This window comes from Shewanella gelidii, from assembly GCF_014647855.1.
GTDB lineage: Bacteria > Pseudomonadota > Gammaproteobacteria > Enterobacterales > Shewanellaceae > Shewanella > Shewanella gelidii.
The window spans coordinates 250,390-267,906 of the sequence record NZ_BMPZ01000002.1 but is presented as its reverse complement, the minus strand read 5'-3'; the positions used below and the strand labels follow the sequence as shown (position 1 = coordinate 267,906).

General features: G+C 44.7%; 13 protein-coding genes. 8 read left to right on the top strand and 5 right to left on the bottom strand.

The annotated features are described in order from the left end of the window. Positions 1 to 712: 712 nt before the first annotated feature. From IEY18_RS04755 to IEY18_RS04725, 7 genes are all read left to right on the top strand, one after another. A complete protein-coding gene (locus tag IEY18_RS04755; RefSeq protein WP_188918355.1) occupies positions 713 to 1,183 on the top strand; it encodes a DUF2846 domain-containing protein in 471 nt (156 codons plus the stop codon). A gap of 507 nt (positions 1,184 to 1,690) precedes the next feature. Next, positions 1,691 to 2,755, top strand: coding sequence for a TRAP transporter substrate-binding protein (locus tag IEY18_RS04750; protein WP_188918353.1), 1,065 nt, complete (start codon positions 1,691 to 1,693; stop codon positions 2,753 to 2,755). 289 nt (positions 2,756 to 3,044) lie between these two features. After that, positions 3,045 to 3,551, top strand: a complete 507-nt coding sequence (locus IEY18_RS04745) for a TRAP transporter small permease subunit (protein WP_229779738.1) — start codon at positions 3,045 to 3,047, stop codon at positions 3,549 to 3,551. Next, positions 3,551 to 4,939, top strand: coding sequence for a TRAP transporter large permease (locus IEY18_RS04740; protein WP_188918349.1), 1,389 nt, complete (start codon positions 3,551 to 3,553; stop codon positions 4,937 to 4,939). Before IEY18_RS04745 ends, IEY18_RS04740 begins: the two co-directional genes overlap by 1 nt. Positions 4,940 to 5,542: 603 nt before the next feature. Next, positions 5,543 to 6,979 carry a methyl-accepting chemotaxis protein gene (locus IEY18_RS04735; protein ID WP_188918347.1) on the top strand — a complete coding sequence of 479 codons (1,437 nt, stop codon included), beginning with the start codon at positions 5,543 to 5,545 and terminating at the stop codon, positions 6,977 to 6,979. 533 nt (positions 6,980 to 7,512) lie between these two features. Further along, positions 7,513 to 8,697: an AAA family ATPase gene (locus IEY18_RS04730; RefSeq protein WP_188918345.1), complete on the top strand. Its 1,185-nt coding sequence runs from the start codon at positions 7,513 to 7,515 to the stop codon at positions 8,695 to 8,697. A gap of 640 nt (positions 8,698 to 9,337) precedes the next feature. Then, on the top strand, positions 9,338 to 11,125 hold the full coding sequence (locus IEY18_RS04725) for a flavocytochrome c (RefSeq protein ID WP_188918342.1): 1,788 nt from the start codon (positions 9,338 to 9,340) through the stop codon (positions 11,123 to 11,125). Positions 11,126 to 11,493: 368 nt separating this feature from the next. Here the strand turns inward: IEY18_RS04725 and IEY18_RS04720 are convergent, their stop codons facing one another. Both IEY18_RS04720 and IEY18_RS04715 read right to left on the bottom strand, forming a co-directional pair. Beyond that, positions 11,494 to 12,651, bottom strand: a complete 1,158-nt coding sequence (locus tag IEY18_RS04720; RefSeq protein ID WP_229779737.1) for a GGDEF domain-containing protein — start codon at positions 12,649 to 12,651, stop codon at positions 11,494 to 11,496. A 300-nt stretch (positions 12,652 to 12,951) separates the two neighbouring features. Next, positions 12,952 to 13,872, bottom strand: a complete 921-nt coding sequence (locus IEY18_RS04715) for a sensor domain-containing diguanylate cyclase (protein WP_188918340.1) — start codon at positions 13,870 to 13,872, stop codon at positions 12,952 to 12,954. A gap of 315 nt (positions 13,873 to 14,187) precedes the next feature. On the opposite strand from IEY18_RS04715, the gene IEY18_RS04710 reads away from it, so the two are divergent. Then, complete coding sequence (locus tag IEY18_RS04710) at positions 14,188 to 14,439, top strand: hypothetical protein (protein WP_188918338.1); 252 nt, start codon at positions 14,188 to 14,190, stop codon at positions 14,437 to 14,439. A 100-nt stretch (positions 14,440 to 14,539) separates the two neighbouring features. Here the strand turns inward: IEY18_RS04710 and IEY18_RS04705 are convergent, their stop codons facing one another. The 3 genes from IEY18_RS04705 to yjjG all read right to left on the bottom strand — a co-directional run bounded on the left by IEY18_RS04705 (position 14,540) and on the right by yjjG (position 17,327). Beyond that, the gene (locus IEY18_RS04705) at positions 14,540 to 15,586 is read right to left on the bottom strand and encodes a hypothetical protein (RefSeq protein WP_188918336.1); all 1,047 of its coding nucleotides are present in this window, start codon (positions 15,584 to 15,586) and stop codon (positions 14,540 to 14,542) included. Positions 15,587 to 15,776: 190 nt separating this feature from the next. Continuing rightward, positions 15,777 to 16,475 (bottom strand): hypothetical protein, encoded by a 699-nt coding sequence (locus IEY18_RS04700; RefSeq protein WP_188918334.1) that lies wholly within the window; start codon positions 16,473 to 16,475, stop codon positions 15,777 to 15,779. A gap of 177 nt (positions 16,476 to 16,652) precedes the next feature. Next, positions 16,653 to 17,327 (bottom strand): pyrimidine 5'-nucleotidase, encoded by a 675-nt coding sequence (gene yjjG, locus IEY18_RS04695; RefSeq protein ID WP_188918332.1) that lies wholly within the window; start codon positions 17,325 to 17,327, stop codon positions 16,653 to 16,655. Positions 17,328 to 17,517 lie beyond the last annotated feature (190 nt).

Genomic DNA, 17,517 nt, shown 5'->3' with positions numbered 1-17,517 from the left:
CAACTCATTATTGAAATGGATGCCGCGCCAGATTTCTAGCACGCATACTTTTGGTTTACATGTATGCTCTTCTGAAGCCGTCTACTCTTCAACTCATTTATAAAGGAAAAAGAAGCTATAGCGTTTGTTGGCGCTTAAAGACATGTACTAATAGCAAGATAGCATCATTCCGAGATCGAATATATCAGCATGTCACATATTTAAGTCTAAAATTACAAGATGACTTAACACATTTAAAATACAAACAAATCTTATCAAAATATCACCATTAAATGTGCTTCTTTAGTTACTAAAGAAGCACAAAAATCAATTCCATATTGTTATGCTTTACAGCTTTCAAAGTGCTAAAGCCAAGTCACAGAAACTTCATTCAACCGCTGACCAATATCCAGCCTTTTAATCCTGTTTAGACGTACACGTTGCTTCCCACGTTGTACTAAAGCTTTGTTCATAATCCAGATAGTTCCCTGTTTATCTTCTTTTCAGTCACAACAATCACAAAATAAACCCATCACCAAAATAAACATTTGTGTTACATAATTAAAACCGATAATTTGTCATTCGTTTTACCGACAACTCTATACGGACTCAACAGCTTGTAAGTACTCAGAAAACAGAACTCTTGCGTTCAAAACATACAAGTTTTCGGAATGTATTTCGCTCAGTCGGTCAACCACTATCTAGGACTAACAATACAAAGAAGGAATATTTAATGAACAAAAACCTACTCGCTATAATTCTTACTGCTGCGGCACTTACAGGTTGTTCTTCTGTCCCAATGGAATCAAAAGAAGCCACAGCGAAAGCGAGAGAATTTAACGCTCCAGCAGAAAAAAAAGCAGGCTTTTATGTGTTTCGCAGAGATACATTTGTTGGCGCAGCGTTAAAGAAAGACGTATGGCTAAATAAGGAGTGTGTTGGTGAAACTGCAAAAGGCGTATTTTTTTATAAGGAAGTCGACGGTGATCAAGCCGTAGCAGTGTCGACTGAATCAGAGTTCTCTCCCAATACACTGACGGTCGATGCTAAAAGTGGCAACCTATATTTTGTCGAGCAATTTATTAAAATGGGCGCATTTGTTGGTGGAGCAGACGTAAAACTAGTGCATGATGAAGCTGGAAAGTCGGAAATTCGCAGATTAAAAATGGCGAAAAGCGGTAAATGTAGCTCTGAATTAAAATAGCATCCTCACACTTTTATTTGTGAAGAGAGCAAGCTGCGACAATTAAAGCAGTTGTCGATTTACATTAACGACAACTGCTACATATTCTTCAAATAATGACTCACAAACCACCTTATCTCAACTCCAATACCTATGCATTTCAAATCGAACGAATAGGCCACCACAAAACCGGCAGCTGTAATAAAATCACAAAAATATTTTTCACTGAAGCAGTACTCTCTCCCCACATTTGCAAAACCCACCCAAAACAAGACCCAGATCACACCACACAGATAACCATAAAGCGATATCACTCACAAAATATACGTATAAACCCGTAGAAAAATTACGCGCAAACGCTGATTAACAATTCATTAACACAAAGATACTGTAGTTACGCCTTCTAAATCATGCTTCGCAGAGATAAAGGATTGGGCCCGTTTTTTTGGCTCCTGCCTTTGACGTTATCAGCACAAGCACCATGAATCCAAAGTGGCAATAAAACCACTGAATTAAGGAAGATCTATCATGAAAAAATCAAAATTATTAATCATGAGCACCATTGCACTCGGCCTAATGTCATCCTTTGCTCACGCTGAAAAACGAATACTGCTGAAAACACCGATCTACTATAACTCTGTACTGCCGGGTCTGGGCTCCACCATTCGATATGTTGCGGATGATCTGAGTACACTGAGCGGCAATAGCTTGAAGATGAAGGTGTATGAACCCAATAAACTCGTGAACCCCAAAGAAATTTTAGATGCAGTTTCTACGGGTAAAATTCAAGCAGGTTACGCCACAGCAGGCAACTGGGGCGGAAAAATCCCTGCCGCTCGTCTATTCTCATCTGTCCCTTTTGGCCCAGAAGCGCCTGAATACCTGGCGTGGTTTTACTACGGCAATGGCAACAAGTTGCACCAAGAGCTGTACGATGCCAACAATCTCAACGTCAAAGTTCAAGTGTGTGGCATCTTGGCTCCTGAAACTTCAGGCTGGTTTAGCAAAGAGATTAACAACGCCGATGACTTAAAGGGCTTAAAAATGCGCTTCTTCGGTCTAGGCGCGTTAGTGATGGAGAAGCTAGGCGTAAGCACAGTCGGTCTACCCGGTGGCGAAATTTTCCCCGCACTTGAAAAAGGCGTACTCGACGCAACAGAATTCTCAATGCCCGTGGTAGATAAACGCATTGGGTTAAGCAAAATCCTTAAGTACAACTACTTCCCAGGCTGGCATCAACAAGCCACGATGATGGAGCTCATCATCAATAAAGATACTTGGAACAAAATGAGCGACCGTCAGCAATCGGTGATCAAACATGTCTGTAAATCGGCCACGCTCGATGCTCTCGCCCTAGGTGAAGCGATGCAGGCACCCATTATGGAAGAAAACCTCAAGGCTGGTGTCATCAACAAGTATTGGTCACCAGAAATGCTCAATACGTTTAAGGAGAAATGGCAAGAAGTTGTGGTTGAGCAATCAGCAAAAGACCCAGAATTCAAAAGAATTCATGACGACCTAACCACCTTCAGAAGCCGCTACGACCTTTGGGAATCAAACGCGTTCTTACCGCGACCACTCCCTAATCTATAACCACTCTTTTGGCGTTACCGTCTGGCATCCGAGTGGAGTGCGACACTCGCAGCGGTAACGCGTTTCAAGCGCAATTCTATTCCTCAAATCATGTGCGGATTTGAACTTCTTAATCATGAACGATATGCCTCAATCGAGTCAGAGTATTGCAATGGTGATGGGTTCCTTCGTACCACCGTTTTTGGCTAGCACTGCTCAATACTTCAACTGACTCCTCGGGTCATCGTAGGCTAAAGACTGGATATTCACTATGTTCTCAATCAGTCCCACCAGCCCAATAGCGCTCAGAATGCAGTCTGTTGCTGATCAGCTGGAAAAAATCATTCGCTTCACCGCTGCCATCTGCTGTTGGTCTTCAGCATTTTTGATATTCGTCATTATTTTGAATGTCACTATGCGTTATGGCTTCAGCAAAGGGTTGATTCTCTTCGAAGAAATCCAATGGCACTTATATGCCATCGGAATCATGTTCGGCATGTCCTACGCTGAAATTACTAACTCACAAGTGCGGGTTGATGTGGTTGCCGATCATTTAAAGCCACGGACACGCCTGTTCTGGGAAATGTTTGGCTCGGTTGTTTTTGTACTGCCAATGGTTGGCGTGATTTTGCTCAACAGCTGGGAATACGTCGCCTCCTCATTCCTGCTTTCAGAAACGTCAGAATCCCCGCTGGGTTTACCTTTTCGTTGGCTAATTAAATCTGCCATCCCCATTAGTTTCATTTTGTTGGCGTTGGCCAGCATTTCAAGGTTACTGCGCAATTTGGTGACATTTTTCGCGAAGGAGGAAAAATAATGGAGTTTAGTGAAATCCTGGTGATCGCGATGTTTGTCACCTTTATCGCTTTTCTATTTACCGGAATCCCAATCGCCTACGTTCTCGGGGGCGTTGGCGTCATCTTTGGTGCAGTCGGTTACTTTTCAGACGAGTACCTTGGCACAATGTCAGGACTTGATTTAAACGCACTCGGTATTGTGGTGTCCCGCATATTTTCGTTAATGGAAAATTGGGTGTTAGTTGCCTTACCCATGTTTATTTTTATGGGGCTAATGCTGGATAAATCAGGCGTTGCAGAACGAATGATGATGGCCATGCAAGAGCTCTTTGGTCGAGTCCGCGGCGGACTGGGGATCACCGTGACCCTCATCGGCATCATTCTCGCCGCTTCAACCGGCATTATTGGTGCATCGGTCGTACTTCTTGGCCTGTTGTCTATCCCTGCCATGATGAAGCAGAATTACTCCAAAACCTTTGCCACTGGCATCGTCTGTAGTGCTGGTTGCCTTGGAATTTTGATTCCTCCCAGCATCATGTTGGTGATCATGGCCGATCAATTGGCACTCTCTGTTGGCGACTTATTTACCGCAGCAGTGTTCCCCGGTTTATTACTCGGTTTTGTTTACTTAATCTATATTCTCGGTTTGTCCTGGTTTAAACCTGATGTTGCGCCGCTCGCACAAGATCGCCGCCCACTCACCTTTACAGTCATCTGGGAAGTTATCCGCGCCATTTTGCCACCGATCATTCTCATCGTGGCTGTTTTAGGGTCAATTTTTGGTGGTGTCGCAACCCCGACTGAGGCGAGTGGCGTAGGGGCATTAGGTGCAACGCTACTTGCACTGTATAACCGAAAGCTGAATCGAAAAGTATTCCATGAAGTGCTGATGTCCTCGTACAAAACCACGGCCTATATTTTCTCTATCTTTATCGGTGCGACACTATTCTCACTGGTTCTGCGAGAACTTGGTGGAGACGAGTTTATTTCAGCAGCATTAACCGGCCTTCCATTTGGCGACTATGGTGTACTGATTGTTATTTTGGTCATCGTCTTTTTGTTAGGCTTCTTGCTGGATTGGATTGAAATCACCTTGATTGTCCTGCCGTTGCTCGCCCCCGTAATTGGTGAACTCAATTTCGATTTAGGCACAGGAACAGGCCTCGAACAACCGGTACTGGTGTGGTTTGTCATGTTGATTGCGGTCACGTTACAAACGTCATTCTTGACCCCCCCCGTCGGCTTTGCTCTATTTTATCTTAAAGGCGTGTGCCCACCAGAAATTAAGCTGACCGACATCTATAAAGGTGTGGTGCCGTTCATTATGTTGCAGCTGCTTGGCCTGGGATTATTGGTAGCGTATCCAGAACTCGCCCTCTGGCTACCCAACCAAATTTACGGCAAATAGGTAAGCACATAGCTCTTCGGCTGATGTAACCATTTGGAACCATCGCCAACTGCATTAAATCGAAAAAACAATCGACTGCCTGCACAACCCAACCGCGCTCGGCTGACGTAAGGATGCCTAAGCCGAGCTTCCCCCACTATCACGTAACGAGGCTTTGAACGGCTCCATTCCTTGCCCAAAGCGACGAATCGTGCACTCAATCGGCCTAAACTTCGCTTTAGGCCTCATTTTCATCGTGCAAAACAGCCGAATGAATGTAGAGCTCACAGTTATGTACTATCAGCAGCGTTATCCTAAGTTATTTAGAGTAAAGTCTATATTTATCAATTGCATGCTCTACGTTGACAGGGAGTAAGTCGTGACAACATGCTCTTTTTCACACAGAGAAGGGATATCTTAATGGCATTGCCTGCAACTTTAGTTGTATCCTCATCAGAGACCATGACCATTGACGACAAACTAACGACGGGCAGCCACGAATAGATTAGAGAAGATCCTGCTAATTTTTTCTGATGTTCCATAATTATCTCTAATGAATACAGAGGTTACATTTAGTTGAATACTTCAGTGAGCCAATTACAACAAACAGATAAGGATGCAGTCATGAATCGACTTACCATCAAAGAAAAGCTGGCGTTGGTATCAATCGTTCCTTTAACACTCATGTTGCTCGTGCTGATTGCACTCATTTTCGGAGAAACCAGCAGCCGCAATGCAGATAGCCAACAGAGGATGCAACAGGAAGCGAACAACCTTGCGCAGGTGTTAAGTTCCTCCATCAATGAATTGAGTAGCAGCCAAATTCAGCAACTCAATAGCAGCCTCACCCACAGCCAAATTCAAGCCAAAAGTAGCAGCACATACAATCAGGTCATCGAACAACAAGGACAATATCAGCTTCTTGTCCCTATCAATAATCAATGGCAGCTCGTGCTCAAGCAGCCACAGCAAACCTTACAAACGGTAGCGGCCAGCCATAGCACCACCCTTGCCTTTCTTATCCTCCTACTCGTTGCATCATTGGGGTTAACGGCAAGCATCAGTCGTTATATCGTACGAACGCTGACGCAAATGCGTTTGGTCACCGACCAAGCCTGTGGTAATGACCTCACCGTGCGCCTAAATTACCCAGAAGGGCGTGACGACCTGCGCGGCTTAGGCAACCATATTGACAACCTCATCGCCACACGACAACGGGTCGTGAAAAGCTTACTTGAAGTTTGCCGCAAACTGCAGGAACAAGCCGATGTTCTGCTCAACAACGCGAGCAATAGCAATCAACTCAGTATCGATCAAAGGCAACACTTAGATAGTCTGGCCACCGCCATGGAAGAGATGACGGTGACCGTTAGCGACGTGACCAATCACGCCGAAGACACCTCAAAAGAAACCCAAAACGCCAGCCGCGATGCCGAAAAAGGCTTAAGCCAAATTCACACCACCATCGGCACCATCGAGCAACTGGTCAACGACGTGCAGAGCGCAGCTAATGCGGTCAGCCAAGTGAACGTGAATGCCGCCAAAATTGATGCCGTGGTTGCGACCATTAACGGCATTTCAGAACAAACCAACTTACTGGCGCTCAATGCCGCCATTGAAGCTGCGCGCGCCGGCCATCATGGTCGAGGCTTTGCAGTCGTTGCCGATGAGGTGCGTTCCTTAGCCAGCAGAACCCAATCTGCCACGGTAGAAATCCAGCAAATGATTGAAGAACTGCAATCTGGCACTAGCAACCTTGAGTCGCTCATGCACAGCACCACCAACCGTGCCGAGCAAGGGCAGCAACTCATCAGCCTGACTGGTGAGGGACTACAGCAAATTGCGTCGCACTCTGAGAAGATTTTCAATATGAATGACCATATCGCGACGGCTGCAGGCCAACAAAGTGGTGTGATGAATGATATTAGCGGCAACTTACTCAGGATCCGGAACCAGTCCCATGATGCCGAACAAGCTGCAAATGACTCGGTCTCCGCAAGCCAAAATGTGGGGACTATTGCTGGCGATCTCGCGGCCCAGCTTTCTCGACTTAAGATTTAATCTCGCATCATCCACACCAGCGCGTCACGGCTATTGTTGAATCCAGTCGTGGCGCTTCGCCCACACCCGAGCAAGGGGGAATGAGCAGATATCCCCTCGGGTATTTTTGGCTCGATGAAATGGTGAATCGAAGCCACGACATTATCCAGTATCCATAATCTAATAAATCATGATGCTACGATTGTCTGAACGTTATTGGCATTCGTATTCCCCTAAACTACCCTTAGTTAACATCATCAGTGCGTATTCATTCTGAGCCTTGAGTTGCTCGCTTTTGTGGGCACGGCTCAGACGGATGTAAATGCTGACGTTTCTAGACGAATTAAAACAAACGAAAAGCAAAAAATTTGGGCATGATCCCAGCAATAATTTTTTTACCGCTATGGCAATTTGACCTGCCAATTTCCGTGGAAGATCGTCTCTTTAAGCACGTGCTTTAGCGCACATACTTTCGCGTCCTTAGTGGTATATCAGACAGCGTTGGTAGTATTCTCGTACTGTGTCCCATTGGCACTTTATAGAGAGGTAAATAAATGAATGAGTTGATACTACAAATTCGGGCGCTCACAAACGAGGACCCACTACTCACCGCCGTCATTGTCGGCATTTTGCTGTTTATTTTCGCGGGCCTTTTGGGCTATATGCTTAAAGATGTTCCTGCAAAAATAGTCCGCAGCATTAGCCGTTTGCTGTTCCTTCGATTGACCATTGATGATAGCCACACCTCAAGAACTGAGGTATTCAACAAATTGTCATACCTGATCAGTAACACCACTATCCCTCTGTTTTCTCGCTCTATTTCTCAAGCGGTTTACATTGACTATAGTGCCAGTTATGACGGGTTAATCAGCGTTAAATCAATTGGCTATGGTACGCATTTGTTTAAGTATGATGGCAGTTTGATGATGGCAACCCGCACCAAGATAGATAGCAGTATGCCTTATGATTCTATACAGGTTTCTGCACCATGGTGGTCAAAAGGTAAACTCCATAGTTTGCTGGAAGATACCCGGGGCGATATTTCTGAGCAGCCAAAAGTCCATATCTTCGAAGAAACAGAGTGGTGCCGATACGGAACTCTGAAATCCGCTGGCTTTAGCGACCTCGTGCTCGATGAGGATTTTAGGCAGGATATCCTGCGTGAAGTTGGCAATTTTGCAGGCAGGGGCAAGTCGGTAATGAGTAAGCTCACGGTGTTACTGCATGGACTGACGGGTACAGGAAAAACGGGCATAGCAAGGGCTTTAGCCGTTGAATATAGCCGCGACTTATACATTCTCAATCTGTCTACAGTTAACGATGCGACGGTTCACAAGGCAATTCGCAAAGTACCACCTGGCGCCATGTTGCTGATTGAAGATTGTGATTGTGTAAAGGCAACGGTTTCACGTGCTGCGGAAAGCAACGTCGATAATCCACCGCTGACATTGGGTGGCGTGCTGAATGCACTCGATGGTGTGATCCCCCTTGAAGATTGTCTTGTGGTCATGACCACCAATCATCTTGAACGCCTTGACCCAGCGCTGATCCGTAAAGGTCGTGTTGATGTCAATTTTGAAGTCCCGTTAATCAGTGCACAACAGGTCAACGACGATTACAAAGAGCGTTTTGGTGCTGTACTCAACGTCACAGAGCCCATGCTGGGTTGTGAAGTGTACGAACTACATCGCAAAGCAAGTTTAAGATACAGCGTGTGCCACACTAAAAAATGTTGGTAATTGAAGGAATAACGTTCATTTTATATAACAGCCTACTTAAGTTTCACGCAGCCTGAAGATAGCGACTTCACGATAGGCAGCTAGGTACTGTTCCCCTTTGGTCGAGAAAGGGGTGATATTCCGCAAAATGCACGTTCATCGTTATAAAAATAGTCAATCTGCTTTTTGTTTTAGTTTCGCCAAAAATTTACGTTTATCTTTACAACACATCTCAGCCCTTCCTCCTGCTGCCACTTGCTAGGTTCACGTCACAGCCAATACAAAAAATATCGTATATGCAAATCAAGCATGAATAGAATTCACTATACGAATTGCTCACACCGACCACCCTGCACTAGACACAAATCACACCCACACATGCAAGCTTGCATACCAACCACCTAATTTATTGCACTTCCACATTGGAAGAGAGTAAGACTGTGATCTTGTTACGAGTTTTCGTGGCATTTCTCGATAGGCCGTTGAGATTGCTAAGCCAGCGGGCTGACAATATGCGCATAGCGAGGCTAACACCAAGTCGCTCGACATTCTGGCGCGTCATCTGAATTCAACTTAGAACAACGCAATACCTTGTGAGAAACCTGCCGTGTAAGCCTCTAGAGGAGAGTGTCCTACTGGAACCGTTCAATGAGGAAAAGCAATGAATAACTTTAAGAAAGCCGCATGTTTAGCAAGTTTGCTAGGCAGTATGGCGATCGCTGCAAACGCTAATGCGGCAGACACCTTAGCAGAATTCCACAGCGAGAATTTAGAATGCGATAGTTGCCATTTAGCAAGCGGTGAACTGTCGAATGACAATTTAAGCCATGAAAACCAACAATGTACATCATGTCATGGCACGATGGATGAGGTCGCGGAAGCTACCCAACGCGACCATTACAATGCCCATGCTTCACACTTCCCCGGAGAGATTGCTTGTACCTCTTGTCACAGTGGCCATGAAAAATCGATGGTGTATTGCGATTCATGTCATAGCTTTGAATTTGAGATGCCTTATCGCGGTCAGTGGGAACGTCATGAACCAACCATTGCAGAACTCGAAAAAGAAGCCAAGCTACGCAAAGCAGCTTTAGCTGCGAAGCCACAAGCAAGTGTCGATGTTGTTGTTGTCGGCTCAGGCGGCGCTGGTTTTTCAGCCGCGGTATCTGCCCATGATAAAGGCGCAAAAGTCATTATCGTAGAGAAAGAGCCAGTGATCGGGGGTAACGCGAAATTGGCCGCTGGGGGCATGAATGCCGCTTGGACTGATCAGCAGAAAGCCAAAGGCATTGAAGACAGTAGTGACTTGATGGCGAAAGATACCATGAAGGGTGGTCGAGATCTTAATGATCCTGCGCTCGTCAAAGTGTTAACCACTCAATCAAAATCATCAGTGGATTGGCTTACAGCTTTAGGGGCTGATCTAAAAGATGTGGGCCGAATGGGTGGCGCCTCGGTGAATCGCTCTCACCGACCTACCGGTGGCGCTGGTGTTGGTGCCCACGTGGTACAAGTCTTATATGACAATGCAATGGAGCGGAAAGTCGACTTACGTTTGAATACTCGTGGCGTTGAAATTCTGAAAGACAAAACCGGCAAAGTCCGCGGCATTTTGGTCAAAGGCAAATACACCGGTTACTATTGGATTCAGTCTGATGCTGTTGTACTCGCAACCGGTGGTTTTGGTAAAAACAATGACCGCGTTGCCAAACTCGATCCGAAGTTAAAAGGGTTTATTGCAACCAATCATCCAGGTGCAACGGGAGACGGCCTTGATGTCGCAGCAAACGCTGGTGCGAAGTTAATTGACCTGCAATATATCCAAGCTCACCCGACTCTTTCAGTCAAAGGTGGCGTCATGGTCACAGAGGCGGTACGCGGCAATGGCGCGATTTTAGTCAATCGCGAGGGCAAGCGTTTTGTCAATGAAATCACCACCCGAGACAAAGCCGCCGCAGCTATTTTGAAACAAACTGGTGGCACGGCATTCTTAATCTTTGACGATTCGGTTCGCAAGTCATTAAGCAAAATCAACAAGTACATCGGCCTTGGCGTCGCGCCAACGAACCCATCTCTTGAAAAGCTGGGCAACTCGTTAAATATTAATGGCAGTCAATTAGTTGCAACCATTGCGCGTTATAACAAACTTGTCGCCAGTGGCAAAGATACTGACTTTGAACGCCCTAACTTGCCACGAGCATTGAATGAAGGAAATTACTATGCAATCGAAGTGACACCCGGTGTCCACCATACAATGGGTGGGGTGAACATTGATTCTAAGGCTGAAATTTTAAATGCCAAAGGCATGGTCATTCCGGGTTTATTTGGTGCAGGTGAAGTCACCGGCGGCGTCCATGGCGCAAATCGTTTAGGTGGTAATGCGATTTCAGATATCGTGACATTTGGCCGATTAGCAGGTGCCAATGCTGCTGCATATAGCAAGCAATAATCACGCTGTTATCTGATTTGATTCACGCGCTGCTCATATGAGCAGCGCGTTTTTGTATAGGCATCAGGTTGAACGAACCACATCACGTAATGCGGCTTGCCCCCCTCTGAATAAAACTTCGTAATACATGAGCAGCTCAATCACGAAGCCTCTATATCTATGAACCTATAAACCGCTAAAACACGAATTCACTAGGCCGCTGAACCGTTGAGTCATTAGATCGTTAAGTCGTTAGGTCGTTAGGTCGTTAGGTCGTTAAGTCGTTAGGTCATTAAGTCATTAAGTCATTAAGTCATTAAGTCATTAAGTCACTGAACACGAATCTAGATTCGCGATGTGTCACTTTTAGCCTACAAAGCTAAGACAGGCTAGGCAAAGTTCTCAGCCCGAGCCACTTTGTTTCTGCCTTTTTCTTTGGCGCTATAAAGGGCTTTATCTGCAATGTCGATAGCGGTTTCAATCGATATTTCGCCATTTTGAATGTCCACAACCCCAAAACTTGCGGTAATGGATATGGCTTCGCCTTTATGAATAATCGGCGTCTCTGCAATCGCTTTACGCAAACGCTCTGCCACCTCTTCGACGTTCTGGTAATTTGTGTGGCTCACCAAGATAACAAACTCTTCTCCCCCAACACGCCCCATCAGATCGCTAGACTTTATATTGTCACTTACGCGTTTGGCCGCTTGTGCAAGCACTGTATCACCTGCAGCATGACCATAGAGATCGTTTACTTTTTTGAACTTATCAATGTCCCAATAAATTAAGCACACATGATTTAATTCTTTGATTTCTTCATACAGCTGTTTTTGCGCTTTTTCATAAAATCCTCGCCGATTTAAGCAACCCGTTAACACATCGGTCTCAGCAACATTTTTCATTTTTTCGGCGAGATCGGACGCCATCATAAATAAGATAAATACCGCCATCCCCACTTGCGCAGTTGGGACCGTAATGAAATTAACCATTAAATAAAGCTTTAAATATTCAGGTTTGGCTTCTGCACCCTGCATCAATGCTATCGTCGCCGCAATAAATAATCCTAAGGCACAGGCATAATAGGTAAAGGCAGCGCCGACCTCTGCCAGCCGTGGTTGTTTACGGAATCTCAAAATTAAGGTCGCACTCAACACAAACATCGCCACGTCATAATAAATATAGAGCGACATATAAAGTCCGACATGCGGCTCTAACGCCCTAAAATAATAAACCGCTAAACCAACAATAACTGCGCCGGAAATTAAATAAGCAAACCGGATCGGGACTTTAGTTCGGATACAGTGACCCCAAGCCCCCAGTAAAACCGAAAACATTGAAAGGCTTGTTACCAATGTCCAATAATTAATATCAGAATCGAAATAGCTACGGGAGAGCACGCCAGCCCATTGGCAAGCTGAAACAGCAAAGGAAGCAGACCAAATAAGTGTGTAGGGTTTCTTGCCAAGCGCGGACCATGACATAAGAAAGATTGCAGACCAGATTAGACTTGTAAGCAATAAGCAAACTAATACCAGAAATACATCCACTCATATCTCCCCAATAAAAGTGTGATCAAAGTCCACTCTAATCTATTCTAACGATTAATTCGAATACTTATGTTAACTTTTTGTAAAAACACAAGTTTACTTTAGAAAGGGCTTAACAATATTTTTTGGATGTATTTTCAAGCAATTCATTTAATTTATATTTTTCTCGTGCATTTTTGCATAAAAAACAGCAAGGCTTTAAGTCACCTCATCGGAGCAGTCGACACTAAGATTTAGTGCCGTTCAAATAACGAACAAATCTAAAATTAAAGACACGGTTCAAAGCATGGCGATTACCGATTAAATTAAGCCTAACTGAATTTGGTCTCGTCCACTTTCTTTTGCCTGATATAACAAATCATCGGCGACTTTGAGCATTTCTTCTATTGTTATTTTTTGCGTTGGCAAAAGCGTGACTAAGCCGGCACTGAGCGTCAGAATAGGTTTCACTGGAGAATCAAGATTAGGAATGTTCAGCAATTCTAACGCTTCAAATAGATGCTTCAAACACTGGTTTGCGTCAGACTGTGACATATTCCCCCACACCAGGATGAATTCTTCCCCACCATAACGAGCACATAGATCACTTGGGCGCTTGGCAAACTGTTGCAATAAAGTCGCGACCTTACACAAGCATTTATCCCCTGCTTGATGGCCTTCACGATCATTCAATAGTTTGAAATGATCAATATCTAATATGGCGAGACTGATTGGCATCGTGAGTCGATGACAACGCGACCATTCGTTTTGCAAGAATTCATCTAAAAATCGTCGATTGGCAATTTGTGTGAGTCCATCTAACCGAGATAAATCCAATACGCGCTGCTCTGCCATTTTTCGCTCGGTAATATTCTGATGAGAAATGACAAAGCATGGCTGCTCTTGCACCTGAAAACGGCTGACACGCATCATAAACCAGCGCTGTTGAGTTGGACTGTGGCAGGGGTACTCAAAATAGAAATTGTCTAACTCGCCCCGGATCACTTTGCGGATGCCATGAGCAGCTTGTAAGCCAAAATCATCACCACTCGCTGCCGCTCGATCACATTCAGCGATATAGTTTTGTCCATCCCAATGGCCTTGAATTTGGCAAGCATTGTTTTTGCCAAAATCCTGCCATGTTTGATTTACAAACAAAATATCACCACGCTCGTTAATCACGACAATATGCTCAGTAATCGCATCTAACACTTGTTGCAAAAACTCATAGGTATACTGCATGTATTCAACCTTACCATTGGCATCATTTTACCCGCGCAGGGTTCATTTACTCAGCTTAGACTTACCGGAAAAATTAGAGACTATAAAACCAAGATTAATGTTGATGTTGTGATGGGTCTCAGATCAAACCCCATAAATCACACAAGAAACCTTGCTGCAATTGCAATCATTTCCCCATAGAAAAACAAATTAAAATGCGTTTTGCGTGAAAACAAAAGCAACTCCACTCCCCCAATACTAAAAAATTTAGCGGGAGAAATACGCCGCTCAATTGGTTAACATACAGTTCCCATGAGCAATTAAATCACTTTGGCAATGGCAAAACCCAATAAAAAAGGCCCAACACGAACGGTTGATATCTTTTGCGCTCAATGTAAGCAGCAGTTATTCAAATACAGGAAAGGCGGCAAAGGCGCATTGGTAAAGTGTTTTAAAGAGAGGATTGTTGAAGACTTTACAACTTCAAGTTGTCACTGCCCCAATTGCCAACGAGAATTTGCACGAGAAACACTGATCCGCGGTACCCCAGCCTTCAAAATGATTGGCGGTAAGGTCACCATGAAATAACGCCATGACTCTGCATGCGTTGGATGTCACTTCTCACTTGAATCAGTCAGTCTCTTTCTCATGTCGCGCTTTCACTCCATAACCAGCTCACGCTTAAACGCTACTGTCCAATTGGGAATGCGGGCGATATGCAGTTTTTTACCTCAAAACGATGACCGTAAGTTTGGGTCTCGTCAGGGGTAATTTGTAAAATCTCATAGTCATTAAGTTCAACAATACTGGCGCCGCTTGCAATTTCGCAGCGGCTATAACTGTTTGCCTCAAGATGGAATGCAAACTCAGCAATCATCCGCTTGCTTAAGCCAATATATTGCTCAAGCAAAGATGGCTCTTCTTCTGCGCCTTCAGGTTCCGTATCAGCCACATCTGCCACTGCAGTTTCAGTCTTGCCGGGCGTGGGCTCTGTTTGATTGATCTTATCGAGCTCCTCTTGCAAAGCGATTGCCGCCTCATGACTTGGTTCGCCCTCGGCTATGCGTTCCGCGGTCTTTTCTACCGCTTGTTCGACCAATTTATCCACATCTAGACTCTCACTTGATCCGGTTGATAGCACCAGAAATAAGTGAGTGAGCAAAACAAATGTCATGCTGAAACGCAAAATTGACATGGAAAATGGAAATTCGCTTCGAGCAATTAACTGTACTCGCTTCATGCCAAAGGGTCTTAATAGCAATAACAACAACCAATAAAACGGTGTACTCAATTGCATTAATACCAGTGCCAACGCAGTGATTGTAAATAGCCAGACCGGCAAGTGCAGCAGGACAGCAAAGTTATGAGTGTAAGTTAAAGCGCTCGCATCAACCGTCACCACCTCATTCACAACGCCAGAGGCTGAAACTAAGGCAAAGTTCGCGATAACGGCATAAAACAGCAAGATGACAGCTTTCCCTGCAAGGGCATGCCACATGCGATTAAAGACGGGCCAAAACTCAATCACGAGCGCGAAAACGGTAATGAAACCACTAATAAAATATGTATCAGATGAGACAAACACAAAGAAAAGTGCAACCAAGTATAAACGTTCGGCAACCACGAGCCGGTGCCAAAGTGAAATCGGTTTTTCAAATGCTTGCTGAAACAACAATTGCACTTTCTCAATCATAGAATGCTGAATAGGCTGGAATCGGTTCAATAGATGTTTCATGCTGTGTCGCCTTCATTGCGCTTCTGATTGCATTGTTCACAAAATCTCGTCAAAGCGCAAATCGGCGCGCAAACCACCACAGCAAAACGAAGACGCTCAGTACACGCCCGACCCGGAATGTGAAAATGCAGTATATCTGCGAAAATTATGAGTGAACTGCAGCAGCTCGAATGGGTCGGAGACCCACTCTCTAGCTGCGGCTAAAGGCTTGCCGGTGCTCCAGCAATTCAAATTGCATACAATGCAACTTTGTCGCTGGCTCGCCCTTGAGATTAACTTGATTATTGGGCAGTGTTTCTGGTGTTTCCAACTGAGCTTGATAGGATATTTGCAGTCGTGGTCTTTGATTCGGGAGTTCAACGAGGTGAATTTGCTCGACAGCGACTTGATTTCCAACATAGACACTGTCTAGCTGCTGGATCTGCCCGACTTGGTGACTAAATTGAAACAAGCCAACAAACCAAAAGATTTCTCCAAGCTCATTCGGCACCGCAAAAGGGGCTGCAAACAGCATTTCATAGGGCTGGTTTGCAATCGGTAGCGTAAGCATTTGCCGATAATCAATGGCCATTTCACTGGCAACAGCAAATTGGTGACCAGCACTGGACTCAAGAAGCAGCCCATCATGGGCTAAAGCATTGAGTACCATCTGCACATCGGGCACAGACATCGGAAGCCGAGCCAAGCTCGCATCAACTGGCGACTCCCCCAGCCAGTCTTCAAGCAATGCAATTGCTTCATCTTTCATTCGACTGATTGGCTCAGTGATGCCATCTTTGGAGGCAGCATAAATATGGTCTTGAATGAAAAAAAGATCGTAGCTGAATAAAATAGCGGTTCCAAAGAGCGCTATAAATATGGCAAACATGAACTGATGTAAAACGCGCATTTCCTTTTACTTTCCTTGTTTTGCAATCATTTATTCACAATACGCCGTTCGGACTCCTCGAAGGCGGCGCTATTATCGCAAAATAAAAGATAATAAACAGGTGCATAGCTATGCTTTGCTTCACACTTTTAATTCATTGATTGGTTTTTAAGAGTTCGTTGAAATACTTCCCTGTATTTATGCAAGTAAAATGGCTTGAAGCTCTGCTAAAGAGCCCACATGATAATTGGGTTCAATTCCTTCTGGTTTTGTCTGATTACGCCAATTCAGCCAGCAGGTATCCAGACCGGCATTGATCCCACCAAGAATATCAGAGTGCGGATTATCTCCAACCATTAAAACCGTCCCTTTGTCGGGATGATTCATGCGCATCAAAGCATGTTCAAAAATTCCAACATCTGGCTTGGCCAGTCCAACTTCTTCAGAGATCACCAAAGGATCAAATACTTCAGCCAGTCCTGTTCGTTGCAAACGAACCATTTGCAGCTCGGTAAAACCATTGGTAATTATGCCCATATTCACACGCCCGTGCAGCGCGTCAATCAACTCTTGTGCTCCCGGAAGTAAGTCGCATATATCAGCCATCGCCTTCAAAAACTCACTATTGAGCTTTTGGGTGGAGACCGCGAGTTTGTCAGCCCAAGATTCAAAGCGGATGTGTTGCAGCTCTTTGGCGGAAAGCTTTCCGTCTTGATAATCGACCCAGAGCGGTTTATTTACTTGTTGATACTGTTCAAAATCAAGCGGCGTAAAATCCACCTCAAACCGAGAGAACATCAACCTCAGCCCTGCAAACGCATCGAAATGGAATAAGGTTTCATCTGCATCGAACAATATCCATTGGTACTTCATTAATTCACTCTCTTTTTCATCCATATAGGCGCACAAGATACGGGGTTGTAGTTTTAATGTGAACCCCTTGAGAAGATCTTAATTCTTGCATTGTCGTTGAGCACTTTCTCAATATATGTCCCACAAGAATGAGAGAAAGTACACAGGCTCGCTAGAGTTCTCAAAATTACGAATACAAACACTAAAGTGA

What these genes read in the sequence shown, in the direction of transcription:
- IEY18_RS04755 (WP_188918355.1), top strand. Translation starts at nt 713, where the DNA reads ATGAACAAAAACCTACTCGCTATAATTCTTACTGCTGCGGCACTTACA.
- IEY18_RS04750 (WP_188918353.1), top strand. Translation starts at nt 1,691, where the DNA reads ATGAAAAAATCAAAATTATTAATCATGAGCACCATTGCACTCGGCCTA.
- IEY18_RS04745 (WP_229779738.1), top strand. Translation starts at nt 3,045, where the DNA reads ATGCAGTCTGTTGCTGATCAGCTGGAAAAAATCATTCGCTTCACCGCT.
- IEY18_RS04740 (WP_188918349.1), top strand. Translation starts at nt 3,551, where the DNA reads ATGGAGTTTAGTGAAATCCTGGTGATCGCGATGTTTGTCACCTTTATC.
- IEY18_RS04735 (WP_188918347.1), top strand. Translation starts at nt 5,543, where the DNA reads ATGAATCGACTTACCATCAAAGAAAAGCTGGCGTTGGTATCAATCGTT.
- IEY18_RS04730 (WP_188918345.1), top strand. Translation starts at nt 7,513, where the DNA reads ATGAATGAGTTGATACTACAAATTCGGGCGCTCACAAACGAGGACCCA.
- IEY18_RS04725 (WP_188918342.1), top strand. Translation starts at nt 9,338, where the DNA reads ATGAATAACTTTAAGAAAGCCGCATGTTTAGCAAGTTTGCTAGGCAGT.
- IEY18_RS04715 (WP_188918340.1), bottom strand. Translation starts at nt 13,872, where the DNA reads ATGCAGTATACCTATGAGTTTTTGCAACAAGTGTTAGATGCGATTACT.
- IEY18_RS04710 (WP_188918338.1), top strand. Translation starts at nt 14,188, where the DNA reads ATGGCAAAACCCAATAAAAAAGGCCCAACACGAACGGTTGATATCTTT.
- IEY18_RS04705 (WP_188918336.1), bottom strand. Translation starts at nt 15,586, where the DNA reads ATGAAACATCTATTGAACCGATTCCAGCCTATTCAGCATTCTATGATT.
- IEY18_RS04700 (WP_188918334.1), bottom strand. Translation starts at nt 16,475, where the DNA reads ATGCGCGTTTTACATCAGTTCATGTTTGCCATATTTATAGCGCTCTTT.
- yjjG (WP_188918332.1), bottom strand. Translation starts at nt 17,327, where the DNA reads ATGAAGTACCAATGGATATTGTTCGATGCAGATGAAACCTTATTCCAT.